Raw genomic sequence first — 21,545 nt, 5'->3', positions numbered from 1 at the left:
TTAAAACTGTATTGTAATGAGAAATGTTTTTTATTTGATATTCACTTTATTTATTTCATTATCAGTTAATTTAATTGCTAAAAACAGCAATGATTCATTAGCTATTAAAAAGAGTATAGAAGCTTATCGTATCAATACATCAATAAAAATTGATGGTAAATTGGATGAATCTGAATGGGTAAAAGCTCCCGATGCTAATAATTTTATTCAGCACGAACCTTACAATGGGGCAAAACCATCTGAACAAACAGTTGTAAAAGTATTATTTGATAACGATGCCATTTATATTGGAGCAAGAATGTTCGACTCCAATCCAAATAAAATTTATAGAGAATTGGGTCAGCGTGATAATAGCGATCTTAAATCTGATGTTTTTGCCCTTTTCATTAGCCCTTACAATGATGGTATAAATTACTTAGAGTTTATTGTTGCTGCATCGGGAGTGCAAACTGATGCAAAAGCCACAGGAGAAGACGAAGAAAGTAGTTGGGATGCAGTATGGATGAGCGAAGTTAGCTTTGATGAAAAAGGATGGGTTGTAGAGATGAAAATACCTTTCTCGGCACTGAGGTTCTCGCAGAATAACATACAGAATTGGGGAATCAATTTTGCTAGATTGATAAAACGCTACAATGAGTGGAGTTCATGGAATTTTATCGATAAAGCAGTTTCAGGTGCTGTCAATCAATCGGGTGAGTTAATAGGAATAAATAATATTAAACCTCCTATTAGGCTATCACTGAGTCCATACGTTTCTGCTTATGCCGAAAAGTTTCCTGCTTCAAAATCAATGGAGTATAGACTTAGCGGAGGTTTGGATCTAAAATACGGCTTGAGCGAAAGTTTTACACTGGATATGACATTAATACCTGATTTTGGTCAGGTAAAATCGGATGATCGAATCCTTAACCTTACCCCATTCGAAGTGCAGTATAGCGAGCAACGACCATTTTTTACTGAGGGAACCGAATTATTTAATAAAGGTGAAATTTTTTATTCGCGAAGAGTTGGATCTAAACCTTTTGAATACGATAAAGTAAAGGATAAAATCAGCGCATCAGAAAAAATACTAGAGAATCCTCCCGAAACAAAGATGATTAATGCTACAAAAATCTCTGGAAGAACTTCAGGTGGATTGGGCATTGGCTTTTTTAATGCAATGACTGAGAACACCTATGCCGAGGTTGTTGATACAATTACAGGAGCCAAAAGAAAGATTCTAACTCAAGGATTTACGAACTACAATATGGTAGTTTTAGATCAAACGTTGCCAAATAACTCCTATATGAGTTTGGCTAACTCAAATCTTTATCGGCCTGATGGTAAATATACTGCAAATGTTACCGCATCGGAATTTTCATTCCGAAACAAAGCAAACAGCTATTCTTTAAGTGGAAACGGTGGCATTAGCCAAATTCTTAACGATTCAACAACTCGTGGGTACAACTATAATGCACGCTTTGAGAAAACAAGAGGTAATTTCCTGTTTGAGCTTTGGCATAATGTAGAAAGTAAAAACTATAACCCTAATGATATGGGTTACCTTCAGAGTCCAAATGAATTCTCTTACGGTGCTGAATTAGAATATAATATATTTAAACCCTTTGGGAAATTTCTAAACATGTATTCAACATTATCCTACACTAATGAGTATCTTTTTAGTCCAAGAGTTTACTATTTATCCAACATAACATCCTCTGTTCGAACAACTACTTTAAAGAACTATACAATGTTTTTTAATCTGGAAATCCTCCCTACTAACATAAATGACTATTATGAACCAAGAGTTTCAGGAAGAAAAGTAGTCCTCCCAAAGCGAGCAACCTTAAGCTATTTTGGATCACCAGACTATCGAAAAACTATTGCAATAGATCATCGCTTTGAATATTGGGCATCGGGTGGATACGGTCAGAAAGGATTTTCATTTATGGTATCGCCTCGTATAAGGTTTAGCGATAAACTCTTCATAATATATCAATTATCCCAAGAACTTGAATATAATAACATCGGGTATGTTGATAAAGTAAACTCAGACATTTTCATGGGAAAAAGAGATATTTCTACGGTGATAAACTCCATCAACACCCAGTATGGTATAAACAGCAAAACTTTTATCAATTTTAAATTTCGTCATTACTGGCGTTACTACAAATTCGATAAATTTTACATGCTAAATACAGACGGTACATTAACACCTACAACAGTTGTTTCTGCTGGTAATAATAACACAAACTATTTTAATATCGATTTGGTTTATCAATGGAACTTTGCTCCGGGCAGTGTACTATCATTTGTTTGGAAAAACTCAATTGCCCTTGATAAGAATGCTATTGATTATAGGTACTTTAGAAACATCGACAACACATGGAATTCACCTCAAATCAATAGTTTTTCCTTTAAGCTACTTTACTACATTGACTATCAAATGCTAAAAAAGAAGAGGTAAAGAATTAGACTAACTCCAAAATAGTTATTTTTTGTCCATTAAAAACCACAGAATCTCCTTTGATTTTCTCTTTTAACGATTGATATATAGGTGCTTGTGGCGAAATAGCATAAAACTCACCCTCTGGTACAGTAATTTTCCCTAAACCAATGGACACATAAAATTTTTGTTTATTAGTTACAACTAACGTATTTATAATTAACTCTTTATTTTGATTTTCAGGCTTGAGATTTAGCAAAAAATCCATCTCCTTAATCGCCTTTTCGTACTGTTCAGCATGAAGATCTCTTTTTCTTAAAAGTTGAGCCCTAAACGAATCATACCTATCGCGAGGTGGTCCATACTCATTAGCCGCTTTTTGTGCATCATCCATTGCAGCCTTAGCATTTTCAAGGATCTCTTTTTGCTTCTCAACACATTTATCGTAAACCTTTTTCTTAATTTCAATTAATTCCATAGCAATAGGTGGTGATTTCAAAGTATGATTGGTAAATTTACAGCAATATTATTAAAATTTTAATTCGTATGGATATTACAAACAAAAGAGGATTTGCAAGCGATAACAACTCAGGTGTTCACCCTAATATACTGAACGCCATAATAGATGCAAACAATGGACATGCTATCGCGTATGGTGATGATCCCTACACAGCCCAAGCAACATCAAAGTTTAAACAAATTTTTGGCAATAATATCGATGTATTCTTTGTTTTCATAGGATCTGCAGCAAATGTCCTTGGATTAAAAGCTGTTACAGAGCAATATAATGCTATTATCTGCTCAGATACAGCCCATATAAATGTTGATGAATGTGGTGCTCCCGAACGATTTACTGGATGTAAACTCCTTACAGTCTCAACACCAGATGGCAAACTAACAGTTGATCTTATAAAGAAACACATGCATGGTTTTGGTTTTCAGCATCATGCACAACCTAAAGTAATCTCAATATCTCAAACAACCGAACTTGGAACACTATACAAACCTCATGAAATCAAAGTAATTGCAGATTACGCACATGAAAACGGTTTGTTACTCCACATGGACGGCGCACGATTAGCCAACGCCGCCGTTGCCTTAGATCTTGATTTTAGAAAATTCACAAACGATGTTGGTGTTGATATTCTTTCCTTTGGTGGTACCAAAAACGGTATGATGTATGGAGAGGCAGTTATTTTTTTTAACACAGAATTCTCAAAAGACTTCATGTACACCCGTAAACAAAGTCTACAACTAGCCTCTAAAATGCGCTATATTGCCGCACAATTTAATGCTTACCTTTCTAATAACCAATGGCACGAAACAGCAAGTCATTCAAACAGAATGGCTCAAATACTTGCCAATAAGGTTAAAGATATATCTGGCGTTACAATAACCCAAAAAGTAGAAGCAAATGGCGTATTTGCTATTATTCCACGTAAAGTGATTCAAGCCCTTCAGAATGAATATTTTTTCTATGAATGGGATGAGGACAAATCAGAGGTTAGATGGATGACTTCATGGGATACTACAGAAGAAGACATAACAAATTTCACAAAAAGACTTAAAGAACTTATCTAAATATATCATTTACATAAATCATAACATGTCATTGTATATAAGTAATTTATATATAATGATGCGTTTTTACTTTAGTCAAATATTTCAATTAATATTGGGAACTAAAATCTTAAGTTTATAGATTTGCCAACCACTTCTAAAGCATATTATGTCACAAAAAACAGCTAAACAGAGATACTCCAAGGTATTAATCATATTATCATTCTTTTGCCTTTTATTGCTAATTGATCTGTCATTAGGATATTCTTTAAAGGATAGGAGTTCTGAACCCAAAGCACCAACCTCGATTTATCCTAAAAGCATTAACCTCACCAATGAGATATCAGACTTACCACTCTATAGTAATTTAGATCAGTCATTTAACTATTTTATTAAAAAATGGAACTTAGCAAGCGCATCGGTTGCAATTGCTAAAGATGGGAAATTGCTATACGCAAAGGGGTTTGGGTTTGCCAATAAGGAAGATAGTATAAAGGCTGAACCCTATAGTATGTACAGGATAGCCAGCGTTTCCAAACTGATAACTGCTGCTGCTATTATGAAACTAATTGAAGATAACAAGTTATCTCTTGATTCTAAAATCTTTGGTAAACAGGGCATCCTTAACGATTCCGTGTATTCACATTATGTCGATAAAAGGGTTGAAGATATTACAGTTAAGAATCTTCTTAACCACTCCGCTGGATGGACAAGCTATTGGGGCGATCATATGTTTATTCACGAAGTTATTGCAAAATCCTTAAAGAAAGAACTCCCAATCTCTCTTCAGGATATAATTGTATTTTCTTTATCTAAAAGACTCCACTTTTCACCTGGAACATACAGTTCTTATTGTAACCTTGGTTTCTCAATCCTTCAACTTGTAATTGAAAATGCATCCGGAATACCTTATGAAACTTATGTGAAAGAGACCATCTTTTACCCTTTAAATATCCGCGATGCCAATATCGCCTATAACTTCGATAGTCTCAGGTATTCTAACGAAGCAAGATATTATGAGATACCCGAAGCACAAAAAATAAAAGCATTTGATGGCTCAAAGGAATCTATACTAAAATGTCGTGGGGGTGACGATTTTAGAACATTAGGTGCTGCTGGTGGTTGGGTTATTTCATCAGTAAGCCTTCTTAAATTTTTATTGGCTATCGATGGGAATAGCAGTTTTCCAGATATTCTTACTCATAAATCAATTTTGAGATTAGTTGAACGCGAAGGTGAGTTTCAACCGTTAGGCTGGAAGGCTATTTTTTCAAACGGTAAATGGTGGCGATCTGGATCTTTCCCAGGAACATCAGCTCTTGCTGTAGTTAGAGAAGATGGGTTTACTTATGTTTTCTTAACCAATACAAGCCCTTGGCCTGGAGCCAAATTTCCATACGAAATTGACCGCCTAATGACTCGTAACATTAAGCAGATTGAAACTTGGCCTGATATAAATCTTTTCTATCAGCCAGAAAAATTAGTTAGGTAACAATCAGATATTTAAATTAGAGCACAATCATTCTTTTAATTAAGAGAGAAATTTTTTTGTAGCACATCCTCGTTCTTCTTAATCAACTCATAAAATTTAAGCTGTTTAAACAGAAAATGCTCCATTCTCTTCTGATTTCTAAGCGAATAAAATTTGTACTTATCCTCTGATTTAAGTAGAAGCGATTTGGCTATATCAAAAAGATTGAAGGAATCTTTAGTAGTAATTGAACCAAGAATGGGATCTATAGTTAACTTTAACTGTTTTACTAAAACAATTATTTCAGGATTTGTTGTTTCGTAATTGTCATTAATATATTCAATAATTCCCCCGCCGTAAAGTTTATCAGGCAATTCTTCAAAGAAGTCAAGTAGATGAAAATTCCTAACACATTTTATTAGAATAACCATCTCATTTAAACTATTTTTAGCGACAATACTAAGAAGTTCCACCTCACTTCCATAAATTGATATTTCATCGTCGTTTACATACGGTATACCGAATTTCTTTCCATTCTCCTTACACTCATTAATTAGCTGAATATAACGTGGTTCAAATACTTTCAAAGGAACCTCATCTCCCGGTAGAAGAAATGTTCTTAAAGGAAACATCGCTAATCTATTTTCACCCAATTCCATCTTAACCTATTTATTAGGAGTAAATTTTATTGATGCCGAATTTATACAAAACCTTTTACCCGTAGGCTTTGGTCCATCATCAAATATATGACCAAGATGAGCACCACAAACTTTACAAAGCACCTCAGTTCTTATCATTCCATGGCTATTATCCTGATGAAACACAACATTATCCTTATAATTCGTATCAAAGAAACTTGGCCAACCACAGCTGGACTCAAACTTGGAGTCAGATTCAAAAAGTTTCGCTCCGCAACAAACGCATGAATAGGTTCCTTTTTCAAAAAAATTCCAATACTCCCCGGTAAACGGAGGTTCAGTTCCTTTTTCGCGCGTTACAAAGTATTGTATTTTCGTTAATTTTTTCTTCCAATACTCACTTTGCTTGATTGAATCTAAGTCCTGACTCATAACATTATATTGAGTTATAGCAATAATTATAAAGAGTAAAAATCTTTTCATTCAATTCATTAATATTTTATGTGCATTATTATTAATTGGTTGAAAAACGTTAAACTCTCTAAAAAGTTCATTTTTTTTAATGATATAATAGATTTTATATCAAATTTGTAACAGAATTCTATTGTAAAACTTCTAAAAGATTAAGTGATGAAAAAGACCTTAGTACTATTTGTATTTATGATTGTGAACTCAGCCAATTCATATTGTCAAACAACTGAAGAAAGAAACCTTTCAGCCTTCGACAAACTTAAGGTTGGGAGTGAGGTTAGGGTTTTTCTAACTAAGGGTAATGAGGAAAAGGTGAAAATTATTGCTTCTGGTATAGAACTATCTGATATTGAAACAACAGTGAATGGAAAAACATTACAGATTGAACTTTCTCGCGGAATTCACATTGATGCAAGTGTAGAGTTATACATTACTTACAAGGAGATTAGGGAAATTAATGTTGGAGCATCGGGATTAGTTAGCCTTCAGAACCCTTTAACTGGTGACAAAGTTGTGCTTAATGCAAACACCAATGGGCAACTTCAGGCAGAATTAAGTTTAAAAACAGTAGATATTAAGGTTGGACAAGGTGCTACCATGAGATTAAGCGGTAAAACGGGATCTATGGATGCTAAAGTTTCTACTGGGGGAATTCTTTCAGCTCTTGATGTCCAATCTGATAGCACATACATTCGAGTAGGTAGTGGCGGTACCGCTAAAGTGAATGTAACTCAATTACTGGATGCTAATGTTAGAACTGGAGGTACACTAATATATTCTGGTGCACCAAAACAGAATAAAATAAAAACTGGTATAGGAGCCACCGTTAATATTTTGGAATAACTGTATCCATTAATTTATTTAAATGCCTTATGCTTAAATTAATAGTATACCAAATTGATTCTTTTACCAAAGAGCGCTTTAAAGGAAACCCTGCGGGTGTTGTTGTTAACGCCGATGAACTATCAGATGAACAAATGCTGATGATTGCAAGGGAATTAAACAATTCGGAAACTGCTTTTCTATTTTCCCCTGATGAGGATAACTGCGATGGAGTAATAAGATATTTTACGCCAAAAGTTGAGGTCCCAGCATGTGGTCATGCCACAATAGCGGCCATGTATGCAAAAGCTCTTGAGGAAAATTTAGAATCTTGTGTACTTAGGATTAAAACACGGATAGGTATATTATCCTTTGAGATAATCAAATTAGATGATGATTATCAAGTAATTATGAGTCAAGGAAAATTTGAGCTAAACCCTCCTCTTGACAATAAAACTTCGCAAAGACTAATAGATGCCTTGGGTATTACAAAATCAGATTTAGATGAACGATGCCCAATACAGATTGCTTCTACAGGGCATTCCAAAGTAATGATTGGAATTAAAAGTAGGATAGAACTTAACAGTTTAACTCCTAATTTTCAAGAACTAATAGATTTAAGCAAGCAGATCAAGTGCAATGGGTACTTTGTTTTTACATTCGATTCCGATGATAAAGAAATATTGATTTATGGTAGAATGTTTGCTCCCATAAGCGGAGTAAATGAAGATCCCGTAACAGGCAATGCCAATGGTCCCCTAGGAGGTTATTTACTGCAAAATAGGATAATTGAAGCAAAAGGCAATAATTTTGAATTCAAAGGAAGGCAAGGGGAAGCAATGGGTAGGCTTGGAACTATAGGCGTTAAGGTTACTTTAATTAATGATAAAATATCCTTAATTCAACTTAAGGGCAATGCTGTTAAAGTATTTAAGACTATTATAGAAATTTAGAAATAATATTTTCCACTAAAAATCCTTCATTTATTGAATATTATAATCTTGATAATATTATTTTAATACTTATTTAACCAAACAGTTAAATAAAATGGTTAAAATATTTGGATAATAATAAATGCTGAAATATATTTGCCGTATGGTTTAACCTTTTAGTTAAATTAAATAGTTATTAATTATGACAGAACAACAAAAAGATACTGAACAGCAAATATTAAAAGCCGCTCGTAAAGTATTCATCGAAAAGGGTTTAGATGGTGCCCGTATGCAGGAGATAGCAGATGAAGCGGGTATTAACAAAGCTTTACTTCATTACTATTTTAGGAGCAAGGATAAACTATTTGAAATGATTTTTCAAGAGGAGTTAGGTAAATTCTTTCCAAAAATGGTTACGTTAATGTCCTCCGAAGATATTAGCCTTGAAGATAAGATACGGACTTTTGTAAGTAATTATATTTCAACCTTTATTTCAAATCCATTCCTTCCATCTTTTATTATTAAGGAGGTTCATCGTGATCCTGACAACCTTAAATCTTTCTTTGTTAAATCGGGACTTGATGTAAATATGATAAAACTTGTAATTACAAATCTTGCTAAGCAATTAAATATGAGTTTTGAGGAAACAAGGCATTTTATGATTAATATGATTAGCCTATGTATTTTCCCTTTTGCAGGACGACCTCTCATTGAAAAAATTTTATTTTCTGAGGACAAATCAGAATACAACAAGTTTCTAGAAGAAAGAAAAACGGTTGTTGCTGATTATATAATAAGTACACTAAAGAATAGGCAATAACAACTTACTATATGAAATCGATAATTATTACTATTTCATCCTTATTAATTGGCTTTAATCCGTTGTATTCCAATGGGCAGGATACAATCAGGTTAGCCGATTTATTTAAAGCATTAAACTCCTCAAATCCAATATCTAAGATTCCTTCATCTATCGATTCTGTTTATCAATTAAAACAGAGTAACTTAAAGGTGAATTATCTTCCAAAATTGGATATTAATGGCTCTGCCACATGGCAATCGGATGTTACTGCTCTGAATATAAGCCTTCCAATCCCCGGATTTTCAGTACCTAAACCGAATCATGATCAATATAAGGTAACACTTGACATTTCTCAATTGATATGGGATGGAGGTTCCACAAAATCAAGAATTGAACTTGAGGAGAGGAATAGAATCCTCGAACGAAATAGGATTGATGTTGAGATGTATGGACTCAAGGAAAGATTGACAAACCTTTACTTCAACCTTGTTTTGCTGGATGTTACCAAAAATCAGTTTGAATTGATGCAAAAGGATTTAGCTAGAAGGGTATTTGAGTTAGAATCTGGGGTAAGAGCGGGAATGGTTCTCAGTTCGACTGTTGATGCCATAAAAGCGGAACAGTTAAAACTATTACAAAATTTAGATGCTATTCCGGCTCAGAAAAACTCTCTAATATCATCTATTAGAGCGATTACAGGGATTGTAATCAACGAAAGCGATAAGTATTTACTGCCAAGTCCCATCGAATTAAGTGATTTTTCATGCCTTAGACCTGAATTATCGGGTTTTGGATTCCAAAAAGATTTAATGAATGCCTCATCAAATCTAGTATCCCGCAAACGCTATCCAATTCTTGCGGGATTTGCACAAGGAGGCTATGGCAAGCCAGGACTAAACATGCTCAGCAACAATTGGGATACCTTTTACCTACTCGGTGCTAAACTTTCATGGAATATATGGGACTGGAATTTAGCAAGTAAGGAAAAACAACAGTTTAAAATCCAGCAGGATATGATAGATCGTCGTAAGGATGTATATCTTAATGGTTATAATGCTCAAATAGAAAGTATTAAGGCTGAAATAAGTAAGTTAAGAAATCAACTTGAAAAGGATAATGAAATAATTAACCTACTTCATGGTGTAACTGAGCGAAGCTCATCATCGCTTAAAAACGGAACAATTACATCAGCCAATTATATATCCGACTTTAATGCAGAATCCAGAGCTCGACTCGATATGGAGACAAGAAAAATTATGCTGTCACTCCAAATCGTAACGCTTTATAACCTAACAGGCAACGATATTAAATAATAATTAAATCATAATGATATGAAAATCAAACTGATAATATTTACATTAGTTACTAGCGCTTTAACTACTTCATTATCATCATGCAACAGAAATGGTGATAAAGCCGATGCCTATGGTACATTTGAAACCGATGAAACGACCATTTCTGCCGAAGCCTCTGGCAAATTATTAACTTTCAGTATTGATGAGGGAGATCAGGTTAAAACAGGGCAAGTTGTTGGTGTTATTGATAGTATCCAGCTCTATCTAAAGTGTAAGCAACTAAATAGCCAAATAGAGGCTGTAAAATCAAGAATACCCAACATTAATGCTCAATCCGAAGTTCAAGCAGAACAGTTAAATGTTCTAAATATTGAATACAATAGAATTAAGAAGATGTTCGCTGATGGTTCTGCCACCCAAAAACAGATTGATGATATTGAGGGTAGGATTAGCCTTGCTAAGAAACAGAAGGATGCAATTGATGTCCAAAAAACTTCAACATTTGCTGAAATACCAGCACTTACTGCTCAGGTAGAACAGGTTAAAGATCAACTTCGTCGTTGTAAAATTGTAAATCCTGCTGATGGAAAAGTGCTAGTTACCTATGTTAATCAGTTCGAGAGTGTTATTCAGGGGAAAGCGCTCTATAAAGTTGCAAATATGGATTTTATGTATCTACGAGCTTATATATCTGGAAATCAACTACACAGTTTTCAACCCGGTAGTAAGGTTAAAGTCTTTATTGATAATGAAAGTGGTCAACTTATTGAATCAGAAGGAACAATATCATGGGTATCGTCTGAGGCTGAATTTACTCCCAAAATAATTCAAACCCGCGAGGAGAGAGTTAAACTTGTGTATCCTATTAAAGTTAAGGTTAAAAACGATGGAAGTTTCAGAATAGGTATGCCAGCAGAAGTTAGGCTAATTAGCAACAAATAGTATGAATCCCATTTTAGCTAATAATATTTCAAAATCGTATGAGAAGGTTGATGCTTTAAAGGATGTCTCCTTTGAAGTTGAAAGGGGCGAACTATTTGGTCTAATAGGGCCCGACGGCGCAGGTAAAACAACTCTCATTCGAATACTAACATCGCTAATTATTCCCGATTCAGGTAAAGCTTCTCTTTCAGGGAATGATGTAGTAAAAGATTTTCATGAGATTAGAAAAATTGTCGGCTATATGCCCGGTCGTTTTTCTCTTTATGCTGATTTAACGGTATTGGAAAACCTAGAGTTCTTTGCAGGTGTTTTTGGCACTACTATAGAGGAAAACTATTATCTTATTAAAGATATCTACCACATGCTAGAGCCCTTTAAAAATAGGCTTGCTGGTAAATTGTCGGGTGGTATGAAGCAAAAATTAGCGCTTTCATGCGCTCTTATTCATAAACCCGAAATCCTTCTACTCGATGAGCCTACAACAGGGGTAGATGCAGTTTCAAGGAAAGAGTTTTGGGTAATGCTTCGCAAATTGAAAGATGAAGGAATTACAATACTTGTATCAACCCCATATATGGATGAGGCATCGCAGTGCGATCGAATTGCATTAATTGATAAGGGGCAGATTTTAAGTATCAATACACCTAAAGGAGTGGTTGATTTATTCCCATATAAGTTGCTGGGAGTGAATACACCTAATTCTTTCAAACTTTTAAAAAACCTTCGATCTTTTCCAATGTGTAAAGGGGCATTCCTTTTTGGGCAGGATATTCATTTTGCAACGGATAATAAGGATTTGACCTGTAAAGAATTACAGGATAGTATTATTAATGCTGGTTTTGAAAATACAACAGTAAAACAGATTGAACCATCCGTAGAAGACTGTTTTATGCAGCTAATGGGAAATAACGAATAGTTTCAATATGAATTCTAACGAGATAGTAATTGATGTTCAGGGCCTTGTTAAGAAGTTTGGTCAGTTTGTTGCCAACGATAACCTAACTTTTAAGGTTTACAAAGGTGAAATATTCGGTTTTTTGGGTGCAAATGGTGCCGGAAAAACAACTGCCATAAGGATAATGAGTGGTTTGCTTGAACCCACATCGGGTAAAATAAATGTGGCTGGATTTAACGCTTATACTCAACGCGATTTAATTAAAGCAAACATTGGTTATATGAGCCAAAAATTTTCTCTGTACGATGACTTAACAGTAAGAGAGAATATTAGGTTTTTTGGTGGTATTTACGGGCTAAGCAGTAAAGTGTTAAAAGCGAGGATTGAAGAACTGCTTTCGAGTCTAAAGATGGTTGAATTTAAAGATGAGTTGATTTCATCACTTCCCTTAGGATGGAAACAACGTTTGGCCTTTTCCATTGCTATGATTCATAACCCAATTATTGTTTTTCTCGATGAACCAACAGGCGGTGTCGACCCAATTACAAGAAGAAGTTTCTGGGAGATGATTTATAGTGTTACTAGCCAAGGAACTACAGTATTTGTTACAACACATTATATGGATGAAGCTGAATACTGTGATAGGCTTTCAATCATGGTCGATGGAAGAATTGAAGCATTAGATTCGCCATCAAACCTGAAGAAAAAATATAATGCCAGCAGTATGGATGAGGTATTTGTCATGCTCGCCCGTAATGGAAAAAGTGTTGCCTAATTAAATAAAAGGATTAAAATGCCAAATAAGAAAACAAATAAATTCTGGGGTTTTGCCAAAAAAGAGTTCAGGCATATCTTTAGGGATAAGCGTACACTACTGATTATATTTGGAATGCCTATTGCTCAATTGCTTATCTTCGGGTATGTTGTAACCAATGAGATTAAAGATGCAAATATTGCAATATTTGATAAATCAGGAGATTACCTTTCTCAAAAGTTAACATCCAAATTAGGCTCATCTGGATATTTTATACCAACAACATTCATTCATTCTGAAACTGAAATTGAGCCTGTTCTGCGTTCAGGAAAGGCTAAAATGGTATTGGTATATGAGCCCAACTTTGCACAAAAGTTTTATAAAGAAGGAAAATCTTCAATTCAAATAATAACTGATGCCTCAGAACCCAATACAGCAAGCCTTTTATCAAATTATGCATGGGCTATAATCAACAGTTTTGCAATCGAAAATGGGGTAAAGGAATTTTCCTCCTCCTCAATTGATATCAGACTAAGAATGCTATATAACCCTGAATTAAAGGCAGTTTTTATGTTTGTGCCCGGTACCATGGCTTTAATACTAATGCTTATAACTGCTATGATGACATCAATCTCAATAGCAAGAGAAAAAGAGTTAGGTACAATGGAAATTCTGCTAGTATCTCCGCTTAAACCATCACAAATTATAATAGGCAAGGTACTTCCGTACGTAGGATTAGCTTTCACAAATGCCTTAGTAATATTATTTCTTGGATATACAGTTTTTAGCCTGCCCATGAGGGGTAGTCTCTTACTATTACTTCTTGTAAACTTCATTTTCATTATTCTAGCACTTTCGCTAGGTATATTGATTTCTACGGTTAGTAAAACTCAGCAGGTTGCTATGTTTTTTTCAATGATTGGCTTGATGCTCCCAACCATACTACTATCGGGATTTATCTTTCCTATAGAGAATATGCCAGTAATCCTTCAATGGCTTAGCCTAATTATGCCTCCACGGTGGTTTATTTCTGCTCTTAAAACCATTATGATTAAGGGTGAGGGTATTCTTTATGTATGGAAGGAGATACTAATTATGCTGGGTATGATAGTATTCTTTTTGACCTTAAGCATTAAAAAATTTAAAGTTAGACTTAGCTAGCTATGAGAATAATACTGTACATAATTCAAAAGGAGTTTCTACAAATATTTAGGAACAAAACTATGCTACCTGTTATATTCATGGTACCTATAGTTCAACTCCTTATCCTTGCTAATGCGGCTACATTTGAGATGAAAAACATCAACCTTTCAGTGGTTGATTTTGACAATTCCTTAAGATCTCGGGAGATAATTCGTCGTTTCGATGCGTCCCCTTTTTATTCAATTGTTCCAACAGAACGATCAGTTGAGAAAGCCGTTGAGTTGGTTCATTCTAATAAAACGGATGCTGTACTTGTAATTCCAAAAGGATTTGAGAAAGATCTTGATAATGCTTATAGGCCTAAAGTTCAACTACTATTGAATGCAATTAATGGAACATCTGCTGCTTTAGCCAATGCATATACTTCTTCAATCCTAATTAGCTATTCCCAAAATATAATGTTGGAAAAAACTGGATCGAATCTCATTAAACCATCATCAATATCAACCCAAACAAGTTATTGGTACAACCCAGAATTAAAATACTCGCACTTTATGGTTCCGGGAATCTTGGTTATACTGGTTACCATTATAGGTATGTTTTTAACCGCTTTAAATCTAGTAAGAGAGAAGGAGATAGGTACAATTGAACAAATCAATGTAACCCCTATAAAACGTTATCAGTTTATTATCGGAAAACTTATACCATTTTGGATTATTGCCATGTTTGAACTTGCGTTTGGCTTATTGGTAGGTAAAATCCTTTTCAACATACCAATTAATGGAAGTCTATTGCTCCTTTTCAGCTTTGCTGGAATTTTCCTTGTACTTGCTTTAGGGGGAGGATTGCTTATATCTTCAAGCTCATCGTCTCAGCAGCAGGTGATGTTTGTTGCTTTCTTCTTCATGATTATTTTTATTCTTATGAGTGGTATTTTCACACCAACTGAGAGTATGCCAAACTGGGCGAAAATATTTAACCATATCAATCCATTATACTATTTTATGAAGGTTAATCGAATGGTCTTACTCAAGGGTGCTAGGCTATCCGATATAAGTGAAAGCTTTATATCAACTTCTATTCTTGCGGTAATTGTACTTACATTTGCTATACGCAGATACCGAAAAACTACATAAACTTATTATTCATCACCCTAAATATAAAGAGCCTATCCAATTGATAGGTTCTTTGTCTTTTATAATAATTATGTTTACATCATTATTTAGGGTCTGCTTGGAGACCGGGGTACGTCTGCCGCAGCTCTACGCCTAATTCCTGCGCAATCCTGACCGCTTTCTTAATAATCCTGCTGTGCAGTTTGGAATCCATGGGGGTAGGTGATGTTCTTCTCCTGAACCGTGCTGTCGATCAAAACCTCTCGCTCACAGGCTTCCGTGCCGAACAGCCTCACGGAAAGTCTCAGCAGCTTTTCAGCCCCCTCGGAGTCGATTCTCTTGCGGAAGTGAACAAACCCACTTGGATCCATGGGCTTGCTCTTCTGATAGTTATGCTCGCCGCAGAAGTACTGCCCAGTAAGGGTTTTCGACCCAACAATCGATCAGAGCCTCATCGCTAAGGTTGAATATTTGCTTCAGCAGCACCAGTCCCGACCATCTTCCGAATCGGAATTGATTGCCGACCGAAATCGGCGTAGTACCCCGAAAAATAATTCTCAACTGATTCTCTGTCTATTTCTGAGGCTAGCACGCAACCTCATGCCGGGTGTTGATGAATGATAGCAGCGGTGTTTCAAAAATATTGAGTTGAGGGTTACTTTTAATCTTTCCGACTATTTTGTAAGTTTTATTACGGATATGCAACTTTTCTTGCAATAGCTTGAGGGTAAATTCGAATATTTATCAACATTATAAATACTTCTTAAGGGACGACTAAATAAGATTTTGGCTAACTATTAGTCAATTTTACATTTAGATACATACAAATTATCTTACGATTACATATGTAAACTATTTAATTCGGTTATTATTAATACGTAAAGTTTACGTTTGTATCAATGGTCATATCAAGATAGTTGATGCATCAATAATTCTTGAATATATATTTTAATATACTATATATCAAATATTTATATATTTTAATTGATTCTATTATTCAATGTTTTAGGTGTTTTTTATCATTTATAAGATGCAAAATGCTGTTTTTAATAACTTACTTAATAGATAACCAGCGATATATACAGTTTAACACAATATCTTATTTAAAATAAATGTCCATTATTTTGCACCTATAGCAAAGAACTAGGTTATTTATAACCTAGAAACCATGCTATTTTAGCCTTATTAGCCATTGGTAATGATGTACCATATATAACGTAATTAATAAGGATTGTACTAATTTAACTTTTATCATATACCTATACTCTTTTACGAATATAATCTTATTTCAAACATTCGTCTTTCCCATATTAAACTTGCAATTAGCATTCCTTTAACAGATAGGTTTAGTCTAGATTTTACAGGAACCTCCAATGTTACATTGTTTAAATCAGTATCTCAATGATTTTTACCCAGAATATCAGATTTTGAGTCTTATAATTGCTTATTTAAGCCTTAAATGACCAATCTGTTCGCTTACCTAAGATGTATTGGACGATAGACACTATATCACAATCAAAGAATGCTGATATTATCCTCATAAAATCTGAAATATTCTACATATAAACTTTAATATCAATGCATTATGTAATTTATGGTTCATTACAACTCCTATATACATTTAGCTTGAACCACATCTCATACAGTATGGTTACATAAAGCACTTAAGTTACATATGTATCACGTATGTGTTTACAATTGAAATATGTTTGGATTACACATGTATCATTATTTTCATTACATTTGTAAAAAATATGTTTATGGAGGCACGAATTCAGAAGTTAATTAGCTATGAAAACCTTACGCCTACTAAGTTTGCTGATATAATAGGAGTGCAACGAAGTGCTATTTCCCATATACTCTCAGGTAGAAATAAGCCAAGTTTCGACTTAATACAGAAAATTCTAAACAAATTCCCTAGGATTAGCTCTGAATGGTTGCTTATGGGAAGAGGCGAAATGTATAAAACTATGGTGCAACAACGGTTATTCGATGTTGACCAAAAAACTAATGATATCAAAATTGAGGTTAAACCACCTGTAATTCAAGAAAATACACCAAATATTTCGATTCATAAAGAGGCTGAGAATAGCGTAAACGACAGCAGCATTGAGCGTATCATTATATTTTATAAGGATAAAAGCTTTAAAGAGTACGTACCGGGCAAGTAATTTTTGTTTGGTAAATTTTTTAGATTATAGTAGTTTTGCAAAAATTCTTTATGTACGAAAAACTACTTCGACCAATCCTATTTCTATTCTCCCCCGAAAAAATTCATTCACTTGTAGTTGTTTTCATAAAAATTGGATTTCGGATACCAGGAATCAAATGGATTATTCGTAAAGTCACCAATGTTGAGCATCCATTGCTTCGTAGGAGTGTTCTTGGATTTGAATTCAAAAACCCAGTGGGTTTTGCGGCAGGATTCGATAAAAACGCAGAGGTTTACCAGAATTTTGAAGCCTTTGGTTTCTCGTTTATCGAAATAGGCACCGTTACGCCTAAACCACAACCAGGTAACCCCAAACCACGTTCATTCAGACTTAAAGCTGATAAAGCCCTTATAAATAGGATGGGCTTTAATAATAAAGGGGTTCTATATGCAAAGGAGAGACTTCAAAATCGTAAGAATAATATAATAGTGGGTGGCAATATTGGGAAAAACACTGCAACACCTAACGAACAAGCCATTGACGACTATCTATTCTGTTTCAAAGAGTTATACGACCATGTCGACTACCTTGTAGTCAATATAAGCTGTCCAAATGTTGCAAACCTTCGACACCTGCAGGATGGTGAACATCTAGGGCAGATTCTCGATGTGTTGATGACTGAGCGCAAACTGCGTAGCAAGTACAAACCAATTCTACTTAAGGTTTCACCTGATCTTACTATAGATCAACTCGATGAGATAATTACAACTGCTGTTGCTTCAGGTATCGATGGATTTATAGCAACTAATACAACTACATCGCGCGATAACCTAATCACAAATAAAGATAAGGTAGTTGCAATTGGCAATGGCGGCCTAAGCGGTGCGCCAATTACCAAGCGTTCAACCGAGGTAATTCGTTACATATCTCAAAAAACATTAGGCAAACTACCTATTATTGGTGTAGGAGGTATTATGACAACTGAAGATGCTATTGAAAAACTTAATGCTGGTGCATCTCTAATCCAGATATATACTGGATTTATCTACTTCGGTCCAATGTTTGTGAAAAGGATAAATAAAGCATTAATAAAAACTACAAAATAATATATAAATCAAATAGTTATGAGGATTGTTGATTGTAAAGGACTTATCTGTCCAATGCCTTTAATTGAGACCAAAAAAGTTATTCGTGAGAGTAAGATTGGGGATGAACTCTTGGTAGAGGTTGATAACGAAACATCCTTTAATAACCTCTCTCACTTTCTAAACGATAACGGTTTGACTTTTGAGCATTCGAAGAAAGGAATTGTTTATCGAATTAAATTCATTGTTAAAGAGTTACAAACAAAAATTCAGGAGAATAAAGTTGAAGTTAAACCATTGACTAATCATGGTAACTACATAATAGTATTTAGCTCCAATTCCATGGGTTCTGGTGATGATGATCTGGGAAAATTACTATTTAAAGGCTATATAAACACCATTGATCAACTTGAAACTCTACCTCAGGAGATTATCTGTTATAATAGCGGTGTAACACTTGCAACTAAAGGTTCAGATACAGGTCAATCACTTAAAAAGATTGAAGGACTGGGAGTTAAGATTTCAGTTTGTGGAACTTGTGTCGATTTCTTTGGCTTAAAGGATAACCTTGAGGTTGGAACCATTACTAATATGCTCTATATTGCTGGTAAACTTGCTAGTAATAGTATAATTGTAAAGCCATAACTGTCAGATAGATAAAATGAACCTTTACTTCGATAACGCTAGCACTAGTTTTCCTAAACCTCATGAGGTTGGAGAATATATTGCTAGATATTTGAGTGAAGGAGGAACCTATGGTAGGGCCGCCTACCCACGAGTTTTCAATGCCTCTCAATTGGTCGAAGAGACCCGTGAACTTGTTGCATCGGTTATATGTACATCTTTGATTTCGAACGTGTTATTTACATACAACTCAACATACGCTTTAAATACTATTATCCTAGGATTTACCTATAAACACAGGAAGATTCTAATCTCGCCTCTAGAGCATAACGCAGTTGGTAGACCTATTGAGCATCTAATGCAAGAATTTGGTATCGACTATGTTATAATACCCCATTTTTCAGATGGTCTAGTTGATATTGAAAAACTGAAAACAATTGATTTTTCGAAAATCGATTTGGTAATTATCAACCATGTAAGTAATGTAAATGGGCTTATCCAGCCCATTAAAGAGATAAAACAAACTATTGGTGATGTTCCTCTGCTTGTAGATGCTAGCCAATCGCTAGGCAAAGTGCCAGTAAAGGTCGATGATTGGGGCATTGATATGCTTGCATTCACTGGTCATAAGGGTTTATTAGGACCAACAGGTATTGGTGGACTATTTATCAAGAACCCAGAACTCGTAAAGCCTTTGATCTATGGTGGAACAGGTTCTAATTCTGATAAACTTGAGATGCCTAAATTTTATCCAGATCGTTTTGAAGCAGGAACCATGAATGTTTTAGGCATATACGGTCTTTGTGGAGCATTAAAAAATCAGTCTAGTGCAATTTATAGTCATGCTGTCTTCAGGGATATAATTGATCGCTTAAAAACAAATAAAGCAATCAAACTGTTAATTGCCAACAAGATAGATAGTCAATCCGATGTTTTTTCGATAGTTCCGCTCAAAACATCAGTATCGAATTTTACGAAGTTACTCTACGATACCCATGAAATTGAGGTTCGTGGAGGTTTACACTGTTCACCTATTGCATATCAAACATTGGGAGAGTATCCTCAGGGAGCAGTTAGGGTATCACTCTCAAATTATCATACCGACAGTGAACTAAACCACCTATATAATTGTATTACAGATATTATTGATAAGACCTGCAATGGATGATCGCTGCTTGATACTGTTCCAAAACGTTCACGTTGTGATTAAATCCGAACAACTAATTAAAAGCAAAGGGTTTGAATATCAAATTATTCCTGTGCCATCAAACATTAGCTCTGAGTGTGGAATGTGCATTGAGATAAGCACAATCAATTCAAATGAGATTTGCTTACTACTTGATTCAAAACAAATTAACTATCATCTTTACACAAAATAGTATATGTCATTTGATCTGCTTACAACCGTTGAAAACGGAGGATGTTCTGCAAAAATACCTGCTGCAATTCTTGAAAAAACATTGCTAAACCTAGTAAGGGTGAAGGATCCAAATATTTTGGTAGATATCGATACCCACGATGATGCTGGAGTATATCGGATTAACGATGAGTTGGCCCTAATATTCACCACCGATTTTTTTCCACCGATATGTTCTGATCCTTACGAGTTTGGCGAGATTGCTGCTGCGAACTCCTTAAGTGATGTTTATGCTATGGGCGGCGAACCGTTCTTAGCCTTAAATATTGCCATGTTTCCTGCAGCAATTATCCCAATTGAGGCATATGTCCAGATTCTCGAAGGTGCTGCAAGCATGGTAGCCAAGGCAAATACGATTGTTATTGGTGGTCATACCATTGATGATAACCCACCAAAATTTGGATTAGCTGTAATTGGTAGAGTTCATCCTAAGAAGGTGATTACCAATGCAGGACTAAGATCTGGTGATAAGTTGATCCTCACAAAACCTTTAGGTACTGGCATTATCATTGCTGGTAAGAAACTGAATATAGCCAGTCAAAATGCTTATAATGAGGCTTTAATGTGGATGAAAACCTTAAATAAAGAGGGTGCCACAATAATGCAGGAGAATAATGTGACTGGAGCAACCGATATAACTGGGTTTGGACTCCTTGGCCATGCATTAAAGATGGCCAGAGCCAGTAAAGTTGATATCCAAATAAATGCAAATGATGTTCCTGTTATTCAAGAATCCTATCAACTAGTTGATAATGGATGTATTCCATGTGCCGCCTTTAAGAATCTTGAGTATATTAAGAATTCGGTTACTTTTGGTAAGTGTGACTATAACTTAAAGATGATGCTTACCGATGCTCAAACTTCTGGTGGTCTATTAATGGGTGTTCAACCCAATAAGGTTAATAGCGTGCTTAATTCATTGATTAAAAGTGGTTTTTCCTACTCAAAGGTTATTGGTAAGGTTATTGGGGCAGGAGAGGGGAATATAGTCTTAAATTGAA

Annotated in this window: 22 protein-coding genes; 18 read left to right on the top strand and 4 right to left on the bottom strand. The window is 34.9% G+C overall.

Going from position 1 to position 21,545, the window contains the following annotated elements:
• The first annotated feature begins 16 nt into the window (after positions 1 to 16).
• A complete protein-coding gene (locus HOO91_10675; GenBank protein NOU18005.1) occupies positions 17 to 2,446 on the top strand; it encodes a carbohydrate binding family 9 domain-containing protein in 2,430 nt (809 codons plus the stop codon).
• 4 nt (positions 2,447 to 2,450) lie between these two features.
• On the opposite strand, the gene HOO91_10670 is transcribed toward HOO91_10675, so the two are convergent.
• The gene (locus tag HOO91_10670; GenBank protein ID NOU18004.1) at positions 2,451 to 2,903 is read right to left on the bottom strand and encodes a hypothetical protein; all 453 of its coding nucleotides are present in this window, start codon (positions 2,901 to 2,903) and stop codon (positions 2,451 to 2,453) included.
• A gap of 68 nt (positions 2,904 to 2,971) precedes the next feature.
• On the opposite strand from HOO91_10670, the gene HOO91_10665 reads away from it, so the two are divergent.
• Positions 2,972 to 4,006: a low specificity L-threonine aldolase gene (locus HOO91_10665; protein ID NOU18003.1), complete on the top strand. Its 1,035-nt coding sequence runs from the start codon at positions 2,972 to 2,974 to the stop codon at positions 4,004 to 4,006.
• Positions 4,007 to 4,154: 148 nt separating this feature from the next.
• Complete coding sequence (locus HOO91_10660) at positions 4,155 to 5,477, top strand: beta-lactamase family protein (GenBank protein ID NOU18002.1); 1,323 nt, start codon at positions 4,155 to 4,157, stop codon at positions 5,475 to 5,477.
• Positions 5,478 to 5,512: 35 nt separating this feature from the next.
• On the opposite strand, the gene HOO91_10655 is transcribed toward HOO91_10660, so the two are convergent.
• Both HOO91_10655 and msrB read right to left on the bottom strand, forming a co-directional pair.
• Positions 5,513 to 6,115, bottom strand: a complete 603-nt coding sequence (locus tag HOO91_10655) for a hypothetical protein (protein ID NOU18001.1) — start codon at positions 6,113 to 6,115, stop codon at positions 5,513 to 5,515.
• 6 nt (positions 6,116 to 6,121) lie between these two features.
• Positions 6,122 to 6,526 carry a peptide-methionine (R)-S-oxide reductase MsrB gene (msrB, locus tag HOO91_10650; protein ID NOU18000.1) on the bottom strand — a complete coding sequence of 135 codons (405 nt, stop codon included), beginning with the start codon at positions 6,524 to 6,526 and terminating at the stop codon, positions 6,122 to 6,124.
• Positions 6,527 to 6,724: 198 nt separating this feature from the next.
• Here msrB and HOO91_10645 point away from each other — a divergent pair, with 198 nt between their 5' ends.
• The 9 genes from HOO91_10645 to HOO91_10605 all read left to right on the top strand — a co-directional run bounded on the left by HOO91_10645 (position 6,725) and on the right by HOO91_10605 (position 15,286).
• The gene (locus tag HOO91_10645) at positions 6,725 to 7,408 is read left to right on the top strand and encodes a DUF2807 domain-containing protein (protein NOU17999.1); all 684 of its coding nucleotides are present in this window, start codon (positions 6,725 to 6,727) and stop codon (positions 7,406 to 7,408) included.
• Positions 7,409 to 7,437: 29 nt separating this feature from the next.
• On the top strand, positions 7,438 to 8,340 hold the full coding sequence (locus HOO91_10640; GenBank protein NOU17998.1) for a PhzF family isomerase: 903 nt from the start codon (positions 7,438 to 7,440) through the stop codon (positions 8,338 to 8,340).
• Between the two features lie 181 nt (positions 8,341 to 8,521).
• The gene (locus tag HOO91_10635; protein NOU17997.1) at positions 8,522 to 9,139 is read left to right on the top strand and encodes a TetR/AcrR family transcriptional regulator; all 618 of its coding nucleotides are present in this window, start codon (positions 8,522 to 8,524) and stop codon (positions 9,137 to 9,139) included.
• An 11-nt stretch (positions 9,140 to 9,150) separates the two neighbouring features.
• Positions 9,151 to 10,434 (top strand): TolC family protein, encoded by a 1,284-nt coding sequence (locus HOO91_10630; GenBank protein ID NOU17996.1) that lies wholly within the window; start codon positions 9,151 to 9,153, stop codon positions 10,432 to 10,434.
• A gap of 24 nt (positions 10,435 to 10,458) precedes the next feature.
• Positions 10,459 to 11,358, top strand: a complete 900-nt coding sequence (locus HOO91_10625) for an HlyD family efflux transporter periplasmic adaptor subunit (GenBank protein ID NOU17995.1) — start codon at positions 10,459 to 10,461, stop codon at positions 11,356 to 11,358.
• Position 11,359: 1 nt separating this feature from the next.
• Positions 11,360 to 12,274, top strand: a complete 915-nt coding sequence (locus HOO91_10620) for an ABC transporter ATP-binding protein (GenBank protein NOU17994.1) — start codon at positions 11,360 to 11,362, stop codon at positions 12,272 to 12,274.
• Between the two features lie 7 nt (positions 12,275 to 12,281).
• Complete coding sequence (locus tag HOO91_10615; protein ID NOU17993.1) at positions 12,282 to 13,028, top strand: ABC transporter ATP-binding protein; 747 nt, start codon at positions 12,282 to 12,284, stop codon at positions 13,026 to 13,028.
• Between the two features lie 18 nt (positions 13,029 to 13,046).
• Positions 13,047 to 14,168 carry an ABC transporter permease gene (locus HOO91_10610; GenBank protein ID NOU17992.1) on the top strand — a complete coding sequence of 374 codons (1,122 nt, stop codon included), beginning with the start codon at positions 13,047 to 13,049 and terminating at the stop codon, positions 14,166 to 14,168.
• Positions 14,169 to 14,170: 2 nt separating this feature from the next.
• Positions 14,171 to 15,286 (top strand): ABC transporter permease, encoded by a 1,116-nt coding sequence (locus tag HOO91_10605; GenBank protein ID NOU17991.1) that lies wholly within the window; start codon positions 14,171 to 14,173, stop codon positions 15,284 to 15,286.
• Between the two features lie 161 nt (positions 15,287 to 15,447).
• On the opposite strand, the gene HOO91_10600 is transcribed toward HOO91_10605, so the two are convergent.
• Complete coding sequence (locus HOO91_10600) at positions 15,448 to 15,636, bottom strand: hypothetical protein (GenBank protein ID NOU17990.1); 189 nt, start codon at positions 15,634 to 15,636, stop codon at positions 15,448 to 15,450.
• A gap of 1,383 nt (positions 15,637 to 17,019) precedes the next feature.
• Here HOO91_10600 and HOO91_10595 point away from each other — a divergent pair.
• Genes HOO91_10595 through selD form a run of 6 tightly spaced genes read left to right on the top strand, consistent with a single transcriptional unit; the run spans position 17,020 to position 21,544 of the window.
• Positions 17,020 to 17,436, top strand: a complete 417-nt coding sequence (locus HOO91_10595; protein ID NOU17989.1) for a helix-turn-helix transcriptional regulator — start codon at positions 17,020 to 17,022, stop codon at positions 17,434 to 17,436.
• A 50-nt stretch (positions 17,437 to 17,486) separates the two neighbouring features.
• Positions 17,487 to 18,524, top strand: coding sequence for a quinone-dependent dihydroorotate dehydrogenase (locus tag HOO91_10590; protein ID NOU17988.1), 1,038 nt, complete (start codon positions 17,487 to 17,489; stop codon positions 18,522 to 18,524).
• Positions 18,525 to 18,542: 18 nt separating this feature from the next.
• Positions 18,543 to 19,148, top strand: a complete 606-nt coding sequence (gene yedF / locus HOO91_10585; protein ID NOU17987.1) for a sulfurtransferase-like selenium metabolism protein YedF — start codon at positions 18,543 to 18,545, stop codon at positions 19,146 to 19,148.
• A 16-nt stretch (positions 19,149 to 19,164) separates the two neighbouring features.
• Positions 19,165 to 20,295 carry an aminotransferase class V-fold PLP-dependent enzyme gene (locus HOO91_10580; GenBank protein ID NOU17986.1) on the top strand — a complete coding sequence of 377 codons (1,131 nt, stop codon included), beginning with the start codon at positions 19,165 to 19,167 and terminating at the stop codon, positions 20,293 to 20,295.
• 34 nt (positions 20,296 to 20,329) lie between these two features.
• On the top strand, positions 20,330 to 20,506 hold the full coding sequence (locus HOO91_10575) for a DUF3343 domain-containing protein (GenBank protein ID NOU17985.1): 177 nt from the start codon (positions 20,330 to 20,332) through the stop codon (positions 20,504 to 20,506).
• A 3-nt stretch (positions 20,507 to 20,509) separates the two neighbouring features.
• On the top strand, positions 20,510 to 21,544 hold the full coding sequence (gene selD / locus HOO91_10570) for a selenide, water dikinase SelD (protein ID NOU17984.1): 1,035 nt from the start codon (positions 20,510 to 20,512) through the stop codon (positions 21,542 to 21,544).
• The last annotated feature ends 1 nt before the right edge of the window (position 21,545 follow it).

The sequence above is a fragment of the Bacteroidales bacterium genome (assembly GCA_013141385.1).
Classification (GTDB): Bacteria; Bacteroidota; Bacteroidia; order Bacteroidales; family Tenuifilaceae; genus UBA8529.
This window is presented reverse-complemented; position numbering and strand designations above follow the sequence as displayed.

Coding starts and splice junctions, on each gene's coding strand:
- HOO91_10645 (NOU17999.1), top strand. CDS start 6,725: ATGAAAAAGACCTTAGTACTATTTGTATTTATGATTGTGAACTCAGCC.
- HOO91_10655 (NOU18001.1), bottom strand. CDS start 6,115: ATGGAATTGGGTGAAAATAGATTAGCGATGTTTCCTTTAAGAACATTT.
- HOO91_10610 (NOU17992.1), top strand. CDS start 13,047: ATGCCAAATAAGAAAACAAATAAATTCTGGGGTTTTGCCAAAAAAGAG.
- HOO91_10580 (NOU17986.1), top strand. CDS start 19,165: ATGAACCTTTACTTCGATAACGCTAGCACTAGTTTTCCTAAACCTCAT.
- HOO91_10595 (NOU17989.1), top strand. CDS start 17,020: ATGTTTATGGAGGCACGAATTCAGAAGTTAATTAGCTATGAAAACCTT.
- HOO91_10630 (NOU17996.1), top strand. CDS start 9,151: ATGAAATCGATAATTATTACTATTTCATCCTTATTAATTGGCTTTAAT.
- HOO91_10665 (NOU18003.1), top strand. CDS start 2,972: ATGGATATTACAAACAAAAGAGGATTTGCAAGCGATAACAACTCAGGT.
- HOO91_10635 (NOU17997.1), top strand. CDS start 8,522: ATGACAGAACAACAAAAAGATACTGAACAGCAAATATTAAAAGCCGCT.
- HOO91_10620 (NOU17994.1), top strand. CDS start 11,360: ATGAATCCCATTTTAGCTAATAATATTTCAAAATCGTATGAGAAGGTT.
- selD (NOU17984.1), top strand. CDS start 20,510: ATGTCATTTGATCTGCTTACAACCGTTGAAAACGGAGGATGTTCTGCA.
- HOO91_10600 (NOU17990.1), bottom strand. CDS start 15,636: ATGGATCCAAGTGGGTTTGTTCACTTCCGCAAGAGAATCGACTCCGAG.
- HOO91_10590 (NOU17988.1), top strand. CDS start 17,487: ATGTACGAAAAACTACTTCGACCAATCCTATTTCTATTCTCCCCCGAA.
- HOO91_10660 (NOU18002.1), top strand. CDS start 4,155: ATGTCACAAAAAACAGCTAAACAGAGATACTCCAAGGTATTAATCATA.
- HOO91_10670 (NOU18004.1), bottom strand. CDS start 2,903: ATGGAATTAATTGAAATTAAGAAAAAGGTTTACGATAAATGTGTTGAG.
- msrB (NOU18000.1), bottom strand. CDS start 6,526: ATGAGTCAGGACTTAGATTCAATCAAGCAAAGTGAGTATTGGAAGAAA.
- HOO91_10640 (NOU17998.1), top strand. CDS start 7,438: ATGCTTAAATTAATAGTATACCAAATTGATTCTTTTACCAAAGAGCGC.
- HOO91_10615 (NOU17993.1), top strand. CDS start 12,282: ATGAATTCTAACGAGATAGTAATTGATGTTCAGGGCCTTGTTAAGAAG.
- HOO91_10675 (NOU18005.1), top strand. CDS start 17: ATGAGAAATGTTTTTTATTTGATATTCACTTTATTTATTTCATTATCA.
- HOO91_10605 (NOU17991.1), top strand. CDS start 14,171: ATGAGAATAATACTGTACATAATTCAAAAGGAGTTTCTACAAATATTT.
- yedF (NOU17987.1), top strand. CDS start 18,543: ATGAGGATTGTTGATTGTAAAGGACTTATCTGTCCAATGCCTTTAATT.